Annotated in this window: 19 protein-coding genes; all 19 read left to right on the top strand. The window is 50.4% G+C overall.

Going from position 1 to position 13,750, the window contains the following annotated elements; all coding sequences use genetic code 11:
• Window positions 1-358 precede the first annotated feature (358 nt).
• The 19 genes from E2L00_RS06935 (at window position 359) to E2L00_RS21575 (ending at window position 13,736) form a co-directional block, all read left to right on the top strand.
• A complete protein-coding gene (locus tag E2L00_RS06935; protein WP_167608876.1) occupies window positions 359-607 on the top strand; it encodes a hypothetical protein in 249 nt (82 codons plus the stop codon).
• A gap of 129 nt (window positions 608-736) precedes the next feature.
• Window positions 737-949 carry a hypothetical protein gene (locus E2L00_RS06930; protein WP_167608873.1) on the top strand — a complete coding sequence of 71 codons (213 nt, stop codon included), beginning with the start codon at window positions 737-739 and terminating at the stop codon, window positions 947-949.
• A gap of 3 nt (window positions 950-952) precedes the next feature.
• Window positions 953-1,591, top strand: a complete 639-nt coding sequence (locus E2L00_RS06925; protein ID WP_167608870.1) for a putative metallopeptidase — start codon at window positions 953-955, stop codon at window positions 1,589-1,591.
• Between the two features lie 32 nt (window positions 1,592-1,623).
• On the top strand, window positions 1,624-2,091 hold the full coding sequence (locus tag E2L00_RS06920) for a DUF2280 domain-containing protein (RefSeq protein ID WP_167608867.1): 468 nt from the start codon (window positions 1,624-1,626) through the stop codon (window positions 2,089-2,091).
• A complete protein-coding gene (locus E2L00_RS06915; protein WP_167608864.1) occupies window positions 2,075-3,370 on the top strand; it encodes a PBSX family phage terminase large subunit in 1,296 nt (431 codons plus the stop codon). Before E2L00_RS06920 ends, E2L00_RS06915 begins: the two co-directional genes overlap by 17 nt.
• Before the next feature lie 79 nt (window positions 3,371-3,449).
• Complete coding sequence (locus tag E2L00_RS06910; RefSeq protein WP_236127704.1) at window positions 3,450-4,838, top strand: DUF1073 domain-containing protein; 1,389 nt, start codon at window positions 3,450-3,452, stop codon at window positions 4,836-4,838.
• Between the two features lie 40 nt (window positions 4,839-4,878).
• The gene (locus E2L00_RS06905) at window positions 4,879-5,775 is read left to right on the top strand and encodes a phage head morphogenesis protein (RefSeq protein ID WP_236127703.1); all 897 of its coding nucleotides are present in this window, start codon (window positions 4,879-4,881) and stop codon (window positions 5,773-5,775) included.
• Window positions 5,776-5,808: 33 nt separating this feature from the next.
• Complete coding sequence (locus tag E2L00_RS06900; protein WP_167608855.1) at window positions 5,809-6,447, top strand: hypothetical protein; 639 nt, start codon at window positions 5,809-5,811, stop codon at window positions 6,445-6,447.
• A gap of 177 nt (window positions 6,448-6,624) precedes the next feature.
• Window positions 6,625-8,040 carry a DUF2213 domain-containing protein gene (locus tag E2L00_RS06895; protein WP_167608852.1) on the top strand — a complete coding sequence of 472 codons (1,416 nt, stop codon included), beginning with the start codon at window positions 6,625-6,627 and terminating at the stop codon, window positions 8,038-8,040.
• Between the two features lie 4 nt (window positions 8,041-8,044).
• Window positions 8,045-8,479, top strand: a complete 435-nt coding sequence (locus tag E2L00_RS06890) for a hypothetical protein (RefSeq protein WP_167608849.1) — start codon at window positions 8,045-8,047, stop codon at window positions 8,477-8,479.
• A 9-nt stretch (window positions 8,480-8,488) separates the two neighbouring features.
• Window positions 8,489-9,574 (top strand): major capsid protein, encoded by a 1,086-nt coding sequence (locus E2L00_RS06885; RefSeq protein WP_167608846.1) that lies wholly within the window; start codon window positions 8,489-8,491, stop codon window positions 9,572-9,574.
• Window positions 9,575-9,583: 9 nt separating this feature from the next.
• Window positions 9,584-9,949, top strand: a complete 366-nt coding sequence (locus E2L00_RS06880) for a hypothetical protein (protein ID WP_167608843.1) — start codon at window positions 9,584-9,586, stop codon at window positions 9,947-9,949.
• Between the two features lie 2 nt (window positions 9,950-9,951).
• Window positions 9,952-10,332: a DUF7370 family protein gene (locus tag E2L00_RS06875; RefSeq protein WP_167608841.1), complete on the top strand. Its 381-nt coding sequence runs from the start codon at window positions 9,952-9,954 to the stop codon at window positions 10,330-10,332.
• Between the two features lie 290 nt (window positions 10,333-10,622).
• Entirely contained in the window at window positions 10,623-10,970 is a 348-nt protein-coding gene (locus E2L00_RS06870; RefSeq protein ID WP_167608838.1) for a hypothetical protein, read from the top strand.
• Between the two features lie 2 nt (window positions 10,971-10,972).
• A complete protein-coding gene (locus E2L00_RS06865; protein ID WP_167608835.1) occupies window positions 10,973-11,437 on the top strand; it encodes an HK97 gp10 family phage protein in 465 nt (154 codons plus the stop codon).
• Window positions 11,434-11,814 carry a phage tail termination protein gene (locus E2L00_RS06860; RefSeq protein WP_167608832.1) on the top strand — a complete coding sequence of 127 codons (381 nt, stop codon included), beginning with the start codon at window positions 11,434-11,436 and terminating at the stop codon, window positions 11,812-11,814. Before E2L00_RS06865 ends, E2L00_RS06860 begins: the two co-directional genes overlap by 4 nt.
• Before the next feature lie 60 nt (window positions 11,815-11,874).
• The gene (locus E2L00_RS06855; protein WP_167608829.1) at window positions 11,875-12,633 is read left to right on the top strand and encodes an Ig-like domain-containing protein; all 759 of its coding nucleotides are present in this window, start codon (window positions 11,875-11,877) and stop codon (window positions 12,631-12,633) included.
• A gap of 52 nt (window positions 12,634-12,685) precedes the next feature.
• On the top strand, window positions 12,686-13,366 hold the full coding sequence (locus E2L00_RS06850) for a DUF6246 family protein (RefSeq protein ID WP_167608826.1): 681 nt from the start codon (window positions 12,686-12,688) through the stop codon (window positions 13,364-13,366).
• Between the two features lie 229 nt (window positions 13,367-13,595).
• Entirely contained in the window at window positions 13,596-13,736 is a 141-nt protein-coding gene (locus tag E2L00_RS21575; protein WP_236127688.1) for a hypothetical protein, read from the top strand.
• The last annotated feature ends 14 nt before the right edge of the window (window positions 13,737-13,750 follow it).

Here is a 13,750-nt window from a genome sequence, read left to right as displayed (position 1 = left end):
ATCAATTCCGTGGCGGAAACAGATTGTGTAGCCCCGCAAGGAGTGTGATCCAATCTTGCTGACGGGTAAGCCGTAAGTGGGGAAGTCATGCTGTGAAGCACCGCAACCCTGCGACAATAATCCTCCTCCCACATAGTGGGCGTGCAAGCCGACTCGTCTCCACGATAACGCGTGACAATATCAGCGAAGACCTTGCCCCATAAGGGGACCCCTGCAAGCGAGCGTATTGTCGATAAACGTAACGAGTAATGCCGCGTGTTTACCTGCTGGCTGCTACCCGGCAGGGTTTGAGCGCTCATAGTGGCAACCAGTGCCATGGCAGAATGAAACTGGAACATTAAATTACAGGAGAATGACTATGCGCCTGACCGTACTTGATGATGACCCAGGTATAAAAATTAATCCCGGGCAACGTATAAAAGTTTATCTCGACGGATCTGAAGTAAAACGATGCTTAACCGCCGATGACGAAAAAGGCGAGGTTGTAGTCATTGCAAGGAGGCAAAACGGGCAGCCAATTATTAAAAGCGGCGAGCTTCAACATACGACGATGCACGGCATCGTGAGGATAGAGTGCAATGGTTATAACACTGACTTTGGAGATTAAATCTCGTTGGTGGCTGCCGGTATACCTCCGCACATTGACATTGTTTTGCATTATTACCGGGCAGGAGCCTGATTACGACAGAGTGTCTAAATTCATCGTTAGATATGGCATCAGTCAGAAGGTGAAAGCATGCAATACACAGTAAGCGCCAAAAAGAAAGACGGGACCACTTACGAAGGAATCATGACCGTCAAAGAGCCTCAACTTGTTAACGGCCTGTTTGCTGTGGCCAATAAAGATGGCGAGTGGCGCTACATTCAGCCTGACGAACTGAGCGAGATAGTTTTCACGCCAGTACAGCAAGAACAGGCTGAGACACCGGAAGAAGAAACAGCGGAGTAACTCATGGCTAACGATGACGAGCGCAGGCCATACCCGCCAGTTAACTTCATCGACTCCGACAACTGGCATCCATACACTAGGCTGATCCCCGCCAACGAAGTGCATGAGTGGATAAACCGGCAAATCATCAGCGATACCGGAAGCATCCATAACCCTGACCACGAACACCTTCTTGAGGCCGATCTCTGCTTCATGTGGGCATCTGACTCGTTCGCGAAAAAAGGTCGATACGTACTCGGACAGGCCGAACAGGTAATGCTCCGCGCCGGTGGATGGCAGAAAGCCAGAATGGAACAGCAGATGCATGAATGGTTTGGTCGCATTCCGAAGTTCATCATCACACTCGCAGCCGACTACTGCTCACAATGCAGTGACCTAGAATTCTGCGCACTGGTAGAGCATGAGCTTTACCACATCGCCCAGGCCACTGATGATTTCGGCGCGCCTAAGTTCAACAAAGAGACCGGGCAGCCAGTGCTTACACTTCGCGGCCATGACGTTGAAGAATTCACTGGTGTCGTACGTCGATACGGTGCCAGCAAAGAAGTACAGGAGCTTGTTGATGCGGCCAATGCGCCAGCAGAAGTGGCTCACGTTGATATAGCCAGGTCATGCGGGACATGCATGCTGAAACTGGCATAAGTGTTTCATTATGTTTGTCATGGAGGTAACCAATGGCAGCATTATCACCAGAGGTTAAGGCCTTCATTGTACAGGCGCTGGCTTGCTTCGATACCCCCACGAAAGTTGCGGAGCAGGTGAAACAAGAGTTTGGCCTGGTGGTAACGCTACAGCAGGTTTCATCCTATGACCCATCCAGGGCGATGGCTAAAAATCTTGGGCAGAAATGGGTTGAGTTGTTTCATGAAACCCGAAAGCGCTTCCAGACGGAATTAAGCGACATCCCGATCGCTAACAAAGCTTATCGTCTTCGAACGCTAGACCGAATGATGACGAAAGCAGAGAACATGCGAAACATGGCGCTGGCGGCAACACTAATAGAGCAGGCAGCCAAAGAGTGCGGGGATGCATACACCAATCGTCAGAAAGTGGAGCACACCAGCCCGGATGGCAGCATGGCAACCAAGCCAACGACGATCCGCCTGGTAGGAGTTGACCCAGCCAATGGAAAGCCAAGTTGATCTCCAGATACCAGCCAAATTAGTTCCAGTATTCGCCACCGATGGCATTCGATACCGCTGCGCTCACGGTGGGCGCGGCTCGGCAAAGACGCGTACCTTTGCGCTTATGAGCGCCGTTAAGGCATATCAGGCAGCGGAAAGCGGGCTAAGCGGCGTCATACTCTGCGCACGCGAGTTTATGAACTCTCTCGAAGAGTCGTCAATGGAGGAAGTGAAGCAGGCGATCAGGTCTGTTCCGTGGCTGGATGATTACTTCGATATTGGCGAAAAATACATCCGCACCAAAAACCGCAACGTTAGCTACGTGTTCTGCGGCCTGCGCCACAACCTCGACAGCATTAAATCCAAGGCGCGCATTCTGGTTGCCTGGGTTGATGAGGCTGAATCGGTATCGGCGACAGCCTGGAAGAAGTTGCGCCCGACCGTGCGTGAAAAGGGTTCCGAAATCTGGGTGACATGGAACCCGGAGAAAGACGGCAGCGCCACCGATAAGCTATTCAGGAAGAACCCACCTAAAAGCTCGATGATTGTCGAGATGAATTACAGCGACAATCCGTGGTTTCCGGAGGTGCTCGAAGAGGAGCGCCTCGAAGACCTGGAAAACCTCGATTACGCTGATTATGCGTGGATTTGGGAAGGCGCATATCTTGAAAACTCCGATAAGCAGGTGCTTGCGAATAAATATATCGTGCAAAGCTTTGCCGATGACCTCTGGCAGAAGGCAGAGCGGTTGCTGTTCGGCGGTGACTTCGGATTCGCTAAAGACCCGAACACCCTCATTCGAATGTTCATCCTCGAAAGCAATCTCTACATCGAATATGAAGCCTACGGGAATCACGTTGAGCTAGACGACATGTGGAAGTTCTATGCAGGGAAAGAGGATGCCACTCCTAAGCAGTTGGCAGACTGGAAGGTCACCGATGAGGCCAATTTCCCCGGCATACCAGAGGCGAGAAAGTGGCCTATCAAGGCAGACAATTCACGGCCTGAGACAATAAGCCACATTAAGTCGCAGGGCTTCAACATTACAGCCGCCCAAAAGTGGCAAGGTAGTGTTGAGGATGGAATAGCCTGCCTGCGAGGATTCAAGCAAATCATCATTCACCCTCGCTGCAAAGAGACAGCGAAAGAGGCCCGGCTCTACTCTTATAAAACTGACCGCATAACTGGTGAGGTATTGCCGGTTATCGAGGACAAGAATAATCACTGCTGGGATGGTGTGCGTTATGGCTTAGATGGCTATATCAAACACAAATCCTCTGGCGCAATCTTCTTCTAAGGAGCACTCAGTGAGTGAATTAAATAGCGGGGAGCAATTCCTCGTAAATGCCCTTGCTGATGCTATAGGGCGGCAGCGTATGCTGTACGCGCATGGGCCAAGCGGGAATACTAAACGCACGAAGCTATGGGATGAGTTCGGATACCCGGAACAGGTTAACTTCGATAACTACTACCGGGCATACGAGCGTAATTCGGTAGCTCATGCGGCTGTGCATAAATTGCTGGATTCATGCTGGGCAGATAACCCGACAATTATCGATGGCGAAGAGAAAGACGAGGCCGAAGAAACCAGTGAATGGGAAGCTTCAACTACCAAGCTCCTGAGCAAGCACTGGGCCAAACTAAAAGATGCTGACCGCCGCAACCTGGTAGGTCGATATTCCGCTCTGCTGATGCAAATCAAAGATGGGCGTGAATGGTGGCAGCCGGTTGATCGCAACATCGTGAAAGCTCTCGGCGATAAGGCGTTAGTGAAGCTCATTCCCGCATGGGAGCAGCAGATTAAGCCGGGTAACTTCGATATTGATACTCAGTCTGATACCTACGGACAGCCGGTTAACTACAACTTCAACGAGCAACCAGTTGGAGATGATGGCACTTATGGAACCGTGCGCAGCGTTACCGTCCACCCAGATCGCGTGATCATCCTGAGTGAAGGTTCAGAGGATGAGGACATGCTCGCCGGTGTGCCTTTGCTTCGTGCAGGATTCAATAAGCTACTCGATATTGAGAAAACATCAGGCGGCAGCGCAGAAGGATTCCTGAAGAATGCCAGTCGCCAACTTGGCATTGAGTTCAGCAAAGATACTGATATCAACACCCTTATCGATCAGGCGAAAAAGGAAGGGTTCGATAAACTCGGCGACGCGATGAACGACAAAATCCGCAGGATGAATAGTGGTACTGATTCGGCATTGGTCATGCAGGCTGGACAGGCATCTGTCCTTTCTGTAGCGGCGGCAGACCCAACACCAACATGGACGGTGGCCGCTAATGAGTTCTCCGCAACCATTCAATGCCCGTTCACCATTCTGTTCGGGCAGCAAACTGGTCGCCTGGCATCCGATGAGGATAAAACAGAGTGGGCCAAGCGCTGCAATGGTCGCCGCTGGGGCTTCCTTACTGACTATATCACTCGTGTCATTGAGCGCTTCTGGACGCTGGGAATTATCGAGCCTCCGAAGAATGGTGAAGTAACGCTCGCATGGTCTGATTTACTCGCACCTAGTGAGAAAGAAAAGATAGCCAACATGCAGGCTATGGCTCAGGTTGCTAAAGATACTCAACAGGCATACGGCACCCCATCCATTGATGAAAATGAAATCCGAGCGGTGGGCGAACTTGAACCACGCAAAGAATCAAAGGAACCAAAAGGTGCTGACGAATCTGCGAAAAGTATCGACCCGCTGACAGGTGAGCCAATTGCAAAACCAACAGAAACCGGGAAGCCCGATAATACCGCGTAACAAAGCTGACCCGACGCAATCCTATCGCGCAGTTAACCGGATGTACCGAGACATTGAACAGCGCTACTACGACATCAAGGTGGCACTGAAGCAGCTATTCGACTTACGGTTAATAGGTCGCGAGCGGGCAGCTAATTCGATGTACGGTTATATCCTTGCACGGAATGGAAATCAGCCCGATACGCTATACCAGGTTAACGCTGGCACATACATCTACGACATGACAGCGGCACAATTAGCCGACCTGTTGCAGGTAGTGCAGACGATACTCGATGACCATCTGTTAGAAGGTGGCAGCCAGAATCTGTGGGCGTTTGATTACGTCGCCGAGGAATACCAGCGCGGAACATTGAATGCTTTCACTAATCTATCTGTGCAGTCTCCAGTCTACGCAAGCCAGACGACGCTACAGCAGCTTTTGAGCACTCCGGCCTACCAGAACCAGATAGCCGCTGCTTTCGTGTCCACATACAGCGACTGGAAGCTTGAGAGCGATAAGGCTCGCGGCGACCTGGCTAACATCATTGCCGATTCGATTGGGCGTGGTGTAAATCCGAGAGAAACGGCGGCCATTGTTAGCAAGAGGCTGGATGTATCGATGTCTCGGGCAAAGAATATTTCTCAGACCGAACAGGTAGGGGCGCTGCGCGAGGCTAACTGGAACGAGACCGATTGGGCTGCCGACAGGCTTGGTCTCAATACCGGACTGCTGTGGTTATCTGCGCTCAAACCGACCACCAGGTGGTGGCACGCCAAGGAACACGGGAAGGTAAAAACAACGGTGTGGGTGAGGGAGTTCTATTCGCGAAATGGCAACAGATATCACTGTTATTGTAGTCAGATTCCGGCACTGCTCAATGACGACGGCAGCATCTTCAATGAGGGATTACAGATAAGGCTAATCCAAGAACAAACGGCTTGGAAAAAAAATAGCTGAACGTTAAATTATCCTCTCCATAATGGGGGGGATATGAGCAAACGGATTGATAGCACTAGATTTATCTATCACTGGATAAAGGCCGAGCCTTTCGAAAAGATAAAAGAAACTGATTATGAAACTGCTTTCGATGTCCTATTGAACATTATTCATGATGGTGCGGTCAAAAGCGGGGATCCATACAAGACGGGCTACAAATCTTGTATTTGTTTTACTGAATCTCCTGAGTATTTCATGCACAGTGACAGATCAAAGTATCAACCATTCGGTGTGAAATATTTGAAAGACTATATTTTCTCTCAAGGAGGCAGAACTGTTATTTATATGCCCTCAAGAGAGAAAAACCTACTTCATGATGAGCTGCTGTGGCGTTATATGCTTCATGATCCAATATCCATCTCAGATGAGCGTCCTTTTGGAGTCGATTTCACGTGGGAAAGAGAGTGGCGATTGCCTGCGGAGGAGCTGAGTATTCTTGACGCGTACAGCATTATCGTTCCTGATAGCAGTTATATAGACAGAATAATCAAAATTACAGATCGTTGGTTAGATGAAAATGCTCACGAAGAGTACATAAGAAGTCATGGTCGTCTTGAAGAACCTGATCCTGGATTCCAAGACTACATAGACGATATTAGGTTAATGTTAGCAACACCTGACCGCCTCTTTTAGGTCGCTTCGGCGGCCTTTTTTATTGCCTGAAACTCACCAGTGAGGCCCAGTATGACTGTCTATTGGTGTTGTGGTTGCGGTCGAACTGCTCGCTACCAGTGCATAACCGCGCTGGACTATTTCCCCTGGTGCTGTAGAGCGCCAATGTTACGAAAAATCCAATAACGAGGACCCAGCATGAAACGCAACCGCGTTAACGTGCTGACCGTCGTCAACTCCGCTTCAAACATCACCACTGAAACCATCGACGGCAAGCCACATATCGTGGTTCGCGGCATCACGCCTGTCGTGGACGATATCGTGATGAACCGGAAGTTGTACCCGGCAGCCGAAATCGAAAAAGCCTACAACACGCTTGAGCGTAACCCTATGCCGCTTGGCCACCCGAAGGTGGATGGCAAGCATGTATCTGCGCGAGATGTCCGGGCAGTGAACAACTATCACGTCGGCGCATGGCTCCAGAACGTCAACCACAAAGACGGCAAGGTCAGCGGTGACATGTACGTTGACCGGCAATACGCCGAATCCAGCGATAAGGGTAAGCGCCTGATCAACCGGCTGGATGAGATGGTGGCCGGCACCAATACCGAAGCCATTCACATCTCTACCGGGCTGCTCTATTCCGGCATTGCAGCTAATGGCGAGTCGAAAGGCAAAAAGTACAACGAGATCGCCACCAACATGATGTTTGACCATGTGGCTGTGCTGCTCGATGAGCCCGGCGCGGGCACACCAGAAGAAGGCGTGGGCATCTTCGTTAATGCCGAAGGTGATGAGACTGAAATTGAAGTCTGCAACCTCCAAGACGCGATCGTTAGCGATAACCGTAAAGACGGATGGCTGAACAAAATAAAGTTCTTTGTCGCTAATGATGCCGGGATGTCCTTCGACGAGATTGCCGCATCACTGCGTGAAGCAATTCGCTCAACCGCTCCTGATTCCTGGCGCTATGTAGTCAGCATTTACCCGGACTATCTGATTTTCGAAGAAGAAAAGAAGACCACATCTGGCCGGACTCTATTCAAACAGAAGTACCTCATCTCTGACGGGGCCGTATCGCTCGTCGGCGAACCTGTAGAAGTCGTGCGCAAACCCACTGAGTACGAGATTAAAACCAACGGAGAGAACGATCCGATGAAAGAACTGATTATCAATGCGCTGAAAGCCGCTGGTAAGCCGACTGACGGCAAGTCCGATGCCGAACTGATGGACGCTTACAATCAGATGGCAGCCGAAAAGGCGGCAGCCAAAAGCGAAACGCCTGAAGAGAAGGCCGCCCGCGAGAAGAAAGAGGCTGACGAAAAGGCAGCAAAAGGCAGCGCCAACAACAGCCAGGAAGCACCGGCATGGTTCACACCTTTCGCAGAGAAGCTTAACGCCATCGAAAGTGGCATGGCTGTTAACTCAGACAAAGAGAAAGCCGACAAGCGCAATGCGGTAAAGCTGGCGATGAACATGAGCGATGAAGAAGTCGCAGATCTGGACGGCAAAGCGTTAGACCGACTCTATGCCAACAGCCAAAAATCTACCGGCCTGAATGGTACATTCCGCCAGGTCAATTCCTCTCAATCTGTTAGCGAAATGCCGGAGTAATAAAATGGCTAAAGATGGAAAGCATGTAATCCACGCTGGTGGTGTATTCCCCAATCCGCTGCTCAATCGTGAGGGCGCTGCTGTGGCTGCCACACCTCCGGGCACAATCGGTTTCTTCAGCGCTGCTGATAAATTCACAGCTTCTGTAGACGGGAATGAAGCCGCAATCCTTTATGTTGCAAACAAAGACTATCTGCGATGCCTGTCAGTTGATGATTCGATTCCGATTGGCGAGCTAGTTGTTGGTATTCAGCCACTTCCTGGCATGTTCTTAAACGTACGAGCAGCAGCAGGCACTTACACCAAAGGCCAGGCCCTATCCATTGCAAATGGACAAGTGAAAGTAGCCGCTGAGGATGAGTCTGTTCGTTGCTATGTGGAAGAAGATAAATCATATACAGCGGCAGCAGGCGACCTGCTTCGTGTCGTAATCAAGTAAGGGGCAGCTATGTTTGTATTCTCCAAGTCTATCGGCGAAAAGACCGGTAACGCAGAAGTTAACCAGTGGCAGTTCAACAACCTGCAAAACGAGCGTAATGCCAGTGCGCAGGCGGCGGCTGACTTCCTGGCTCGCACGCGATTTGGCGAGAATGGTCATCTGGATGCTATTAACGCAGTTGATGATATTCGTCGCCTGTACCGCGCTTTTGATACCACAGTTCTTCAGCAGTTCGAACCGAACACTGAGTTCACTTTGTTCAACGACATAATGCCGCTGTCACGGTCTGTTCGTATCGAACAATCGCGTTACGATTACGCTCGCACCGGTGGTCGTGGCTGGGCTCACACTTCCATGTCCGGCCAGGTAGGCGCGGCGCTTGACGCTCGTAGTTACACCTTCGACGGCACCATGGTTCCTATTCATGACTCCGGATTTAAATTCGAATGGCGTGATCCGATCTTCAACAGTCCTCAGGCGTTGCAGTCGCAGTCTGACGCACAGCGTGGCTCGGTAGAGGACGTGCAGCGTCGTTATGTCGATTACATCTTTAACGGCTTCCGCGATAAAGCGGGTAACTTCGCGGTGTTCGACGGTCTGACATGGAAAGGACTGAAAGACGATGAGCGTGTTGCTCAAATCGACCTGGGCGCTTCCGGCCTGAACATCGACTTTACCTCTGGCACAGCAACCTCACAGGCTATTCGTGATGGCGCGATCGCGTTGCGTGACCAGATGCGACGCATCAACAGCCAGTATGCCGAGCAGACCTGGTATGTGTCCGGTGAAATCATCTCCAATCTGGAGCGCTACTTCTCTGACAACTTCCAATCGGGCACCATCATGAATGAAATCATGAAGCTGACCGGAGTGGCGGCAATCAAAGAAGACAGTCAGTTAACCGGTAACGAAATCGTCATCGTGCCGCTGGGTGCTGGCGTTATCGCTCCTATCGTCGGTCAGGCAATCGGCACTGTTGCTTCTCCTCGTCCTGAATACAACAGCGATTACATCTGGCGCACCTGGGGCGCGATGGGCCTGATGGTTAAGCAGGACATCAACAACAAGTACTCCGTCATTCACGCGTCGAGCTAAGGATAAAACATGGCACTGGTAGAAATCGTGGCAAGCAACCTGCACGCCGGTGCCGATCTCCGCAAGCTGGAGGTCGGCGCTGTGGTCGATGTAGACGAAGCAACCGCAGAACGCTGGATTAAGGCCGGTAAAGCGAAGGAAACCGACAAGAAGAAAGGTGAGAAGCTTACCTTCGAAGTGGCAACCCCTTCCGCTAAATCAGGTGACCTTACTGGTCTGCAAAAGCAACTCGCCGACGCACTGGAGTTGAACGAAAAACTCAAAGCCGATGGTGAAGCGAAGGAAAAGGCTCACGCCGCAGCACTGGCAGCAGAAACCAAACGTGCGGATGAAGCAGAAGCGGCACTGGCAGAAGCCATTAAAAAAGGTAAGTAACTATGGCAGTAGTGCAGATAACAGCCGAGCAGGTGAAGCAGCAGCTATCTGCACTCGGCTACTCTATCCCTGAGTTCATGATTGACGCCTACCTCTGCAAACTGGACAGCATTCAGGAGTGCCTGGAGGCGGCTGGCTACGATGATTGCGATGTCATGCTGATTCAGGTTTACGCCGTCACCCTAATGGCGTTAACCGCATACAGTCAGCGCATCAAATCACAGTCAGCGCCTTCAGGGGCGTCGCGGTCGTTCGAATACAGCGGCGATGTTACCAGCATGCGGGATTCTCTTGCTGCGCTGGATACTTCTGGATGCACTGCCAGCTTGCCGATAGATATTGGCTCAAGCGTGGGCCTTTTCCTCGTCGTGGGTGGCTGCTGATGGATTGGGTGCCGGTCACTGACCGATTACCCAAACCATTCTCCCGCGTTTGGGTTCGCACTGACACGGGCCGCGAGACTACCGGTTACGTAAACAGCAGAGGCGAATGGGTGATTAACTGCAAGCGCATTCGTGAGAGCGGCGCTGTCGTAAACCAATGGAGAGAGTGATGTTCCAGAAAAGCAAAACAGAAGAAAGAGAAATTCAGGTTTTTGACACCTCGAAGTTTTCATTCTTTATCGACGGCCAGAAAGTCACGGGGCCAGCCACTTTACAGATGGAGGTTTCTGGTGAGCAGCGCAGCGCAGTGGAGCTACAACAAACCATGCACATTCTGGAAGAAGCTCGGCACCGATGAATATGGCGACCCTCTCGGGTACGCGGCGCCAATAATCATCATGTGTGACTACATTGGCGGCATATCTGCAAAGCTTGTCTCTATGGGTAAAGAGGTTGTTGTCAAAAACACATTCTTTACTGCGTTTGCACTGGCTGAGGAGGGTGATTACATCCTCATCGGGGAAAGCACAGACCCAGACCCGTTAAACACAAAGGCCGATGAAGTCAGAGCATCTACACAGTGGAATGACACGCTCGATGGCGTTGAAGATGACTGGTCAATCATTACGGGGGTGTAGCTATGGGAGCGAAGGTTAAAGGCATCAGCCAGGTCGTCAGGAATCTGAACAAGATCATAGATGATATCCAGGGCAAAAAGGCCGCTCGGGCTACATACATGTCTCTCAGTGTGGTTGGGGCAGATGCCGCAGCAATAACTCCTGTAGACACCTCTACCCTTATCAACTCACAGTTTAAAAACATGGAAACCAGTTCCAGTGGAATAGTGGGCACGCTTGGGTACACCGCTGAATATGCTAAGGCCGTGCACAACGCATCTGGCAAGTTAAAAGGTCAGCCGCGCGCTGACTTTGGCATGACCAGCAATCGCTCATCAGTTGGACCACAAAAGCCTAAAGCATTTGGTGGAGGAACGGGGCAGGGTAACTATTGGGACCCGCATGGGGAGCCGCAATTCCTTGTGAAGGCGCTGGAAAAGAATAAAGACACAATCAAGGACATCTACAAGAAGGAACTTAAGCCATGACTCCATCTATGTATGAGCGCGTAAGGAACATGCTTGTCGATGCTGGTCTTACTGCGGGATACAAAGTTCAGCTTCTGTTATTCGAGGATACTGGCAACCTGAAGGATGCGTTTATTGTGTTCTCGCCCGGGGGGGGCACACCAATACGTGATGATATTTCCTCAGATTACTATGTCGATGTAACGATTGTGGGTGCTAAAGAAAACAGGAAGGGCGCTGCTGAGCGCATGCAGCAAATCATTGACTATGTGCGGGCAAACCCTACCAAAGACGAATGCTTGAACTATATCGAGTCCATGGGCATCCCCAGCCCCATGCCAACCACTGAAGGACGAATAGTTTTCTCCCTTAGATTCCGCTGCGTTTACGGCGATTAAATTTAATTTCACACCATCTAGGCTGCCTACGGGCGGCCTTTTTTATTTGAGAGGTAACACATGCAAGGCTGTGCTAACGATTTTGGCAAGCTGATCGGGAAAGTAGCTGTGCTCCGCATGGCCTTCGGCTGCCCGGATGCTGTACCTGCGCTTTCCGAATGGAAGCGTCTTGGTGCAATGACTACGAAAGGTTTCGACTACTCAATGAACACTGTCAACTCAGAGGCGGATGATTCCAAAGGGCTGGTAGAGAACCTCGTCAATAACATGGACTTCACCATCTCTGGTGATGGTGAGTTTCGTAAGGCTGATAAATCAGTAGAAGTCGGCGCAATGCGAATGTCGAAATACATTTTCGACGAAGTGCAGGCTGGTCGCCAGCCTACTGTGTGGGTGCGTTTTGATTTCGCTGGAGAAGATGCGGGCACCTATATCATGGGGTATTTCAACACAACCTCATGGTCTGGTGATTTCGGTACAAGCGATATCTCCACATTCTCCGGTGAGTGGAAGGTTTACGACGCTGACACGGTCGTTTTTGAGGTGGCTAATTCTATCGCGGCAACTGGCGTAACAGTAACTCCGGCTACCGCATCACTTGTTGTTGGTGCCACACAGCAACTCGGAGCAATGGTAGAGCCTAATGACGCCACTAATAAGTCTGTCACCTGGGAAAGTTCAGATCCAGCCATCGCAACGGTAAGCCCTACTGGCCTTGTAACAATCATTGCTGAAGAAGGTTCAGCCACCATTACGGCTACAACAGCAGATGGCGGTTTCACAGATACATGCGAAGTTACAGTAACTGAGGCTCCGTAATTAATCCAAAAGGCATCCGGGTGATGCCTTTGATAATGATTATGGAGGCCAAATGACACCGTTAACAGATTTGGGCGAGGTTGTGCTAAGCGACCGCGTGGATGGTAATAAGGAATTTATTCTACGGCCCTCTTTCTCAGCAATGACCCGGATTGGATCGCCTGAGGAAATAGTTGCTGCCTATGCAACGATTCATGGTAGTGACGTTCAACATCTCCTCGCTTTATGTGCCGCGCACCTTGGCATGCTGCCTGACTGGATGTCACCACAAATCTACCGCATGGCTGAGAAGGTACTTTCTGTCTCAATGCAGGTGCTACAAGCCTGTTGCGAAGAAGACATAACCCCAATGATTGGCGAATGGAAGGGGTGGTCGCGATACATCGTTTATCGTCCTGGGAAGCTAAGCCGCAACGACATTATCATCATTGCTCAACATCTGATGACGCACGGTGTAATCGGCAAGGCGAAGGTCAGAAAGCTACAGCGACACGAAAGCTCAACGACTACGGCAGAGTTTAATGCCATGGAATACATTAATGCAGCCCGTACTCACTTTGAAATGACAAGAGAGGATGCGGCGCATCTGACAATGACTGAGTTCGCCCTCTTACTTAACGCCAAATATCCTAATCAAAAAGGCCTGACGCGCGAAGAATACGACGAAGTTATGGATGATGACGAGCGGCGTTGGCGGCAAATGATGGATCGGGAAATACGCCAGCAGTCATGATGATTTAAATTTGCGTTTTATTGCGCTATCCATCTGATACGATGTGACAAACCGTTACTAATAGAGTGTGAACATGAGGAAATTGATTCTTGCATTATTAATAGCATCAACTTCTACGCTAGCAAGCGCGGAAAACGATGCGCTAAAACAGATAAAAAGCGCACCTGACGTCCTGTGTGCTGATCATGCGAATAAAGCGGAGTGCCAGAGAGGCATAAGGACATTGTTAATGGCAGTAAATAATTTATCTGCCCTCAATGTAATGTGCGAAGAAAACAAGGAACTTCGAGGCAAAATGGATGAAAAATTAAAATATCAATGTGATTCAGCCAAAGAAGTATCCGAATATATCAAAACATTAACGCCCTGAAATCATAATGAAAC

Source organism: Cedecea colo (assembly GCF_011808225.1).
Taxonomy (GTDB): Bacteria; Pseudomonadota; Gammaproteobacteria; order Enterobacterales; family Enterobacteriaceae; genus Dryocola; species Dryocola colo.
Note: the sequence above shows the minus strand (reverse complement) of the source record. Positions and strands in the feature narration are given on the sequence as shown.

Excerpts from the sequence above, each read along its gene's own strand:
- E2L00_RS06935 (WP_167608876.1), top strand. The coding sequence starts at position 359 with ATGCGCCTGACCGTACTTGATGATGACCCAGGTATAAAAATTAATCCC.
- E2L00_RS06930 (WP_167608873.1), top strand. The coding sequence starts at position 737 with ATGCAATACACAGTAAGCGCCAAAAAGAAAGACGGGACCACTTACGAA.
- E2L00_RS06925 (WP_167608870.1), top strand. The coding sequence starts at position 953 with ATGGCTAACGATGACGAGCGCAGGCCATACCCGCCAGTTAACTTCATC.
- E2L00_RS06920 (WP_167608867.1), top strand. The coding sequence starts at position 1,624 with ATGGCAGCATTATCACCAGAGGTTAAGGCCTTCATTGTACAGGCGCTG.
- E2L00_RS06915 (WP_167608864.1), top strand. The coding sequence starts at position 2,075 with ATGGAAAGCCAAGTTGATCTCCAGATACCAGCCAAATTAGTTCCAGTA.
- E2L00_RS06910 (WP_236127704.1), top strand. The coding sequence starts at position 3,450 with ATGCTGTACGCGCATGGGCCAAGCGGGAATACTAAACGCACGAAGCTA.
- E2L00_RS06905 (WP_236127703.1), top strand. The coding sequence starts at position 4,879 with ATGTACCGAGACATTGAACAGCGCTACTACGACATCAAGGTGGCACTG.
- E2L00_RS06900 (WP_167608855.1), top strand. The coding sequence starts at position 5,809 with ATGAGCAAACGGATTGATAGCACTAGATTTATCTATCACTGGATAAAG.
- E2L00_RS06895 (WP_167608852.1), top strand. The coding sequence starts at position 6,625 with ATGAAACGCAACCGCGTTAACGTGCTGACCGTCGTCAACTCCGCTTCA.
- E2L00_RS06890 (WP_167608849.1), top strand. The coding sequence starts at position 8,045 with ATGGCTAAAGATGGAAAGCATGTAATCCACGCTGGTGGTGTATTCCCC.
- E2L00_RS06885 (WP_167608846.1), top strand. The coding sequence starts at position 8,489 with ATGTTTGTATTCTCCAAGTCTATCGGCGAAAAGACCGGTAACGCAGAA.
- E2L00_RS06880 (WP_167608843.1), top strand. The coding sequence starts at position 9,584 with ATGGCACTGGTAGAAATCGTGGCAAGCAACCTGCACGCCGGTGCCGAT.
- E2L00_RS06875 (WP_167608841.1), top strand. The coding sequence starts at position 9,952 with ATGGCAGTAGTGCAGATAACAGCCGAGCAGGTGAAGCAGCAGCTATCT.
- E2L00_RS06865 (WP_167608835.1), top strand. The coding sequence starts at position 10,973 with ATGGGAGCGAAGGTTAAAGGCATCAGCCAGGTCGTCAGGAATCTGAAC.
- E2L00_RS06860 (WP_167608832.1), top strand. The coding sequence starts at position 11,434 with ATGACTCCATCTATGTATGAGCGCGTAAGGAACATGCTTGTCGATGCT.
- E2L00_RS06855 (WP_167608829.1), top strand. The coding sequence starts at position 11,875 with ATGCAAGGCTGTGCTAACGATTTTGGCAAGCTGATCGGGAAAGTAGCT.
- E2L00_RS06850 (WP_167608826.1), top strand. The coding sequence starts at position 12,686 with ATGACACCGTTAACAGATTTGGGCGAGGTTGTGCTAAGCGACCGCGTG.
- E2L00_RS21575 (WP_236127688.1), top strand. The coding sequence starts at position 13,596 with ATGGCAGTAAATAATTTATCTGCCCTCAATGTAATGTGCGAAGAAAAC.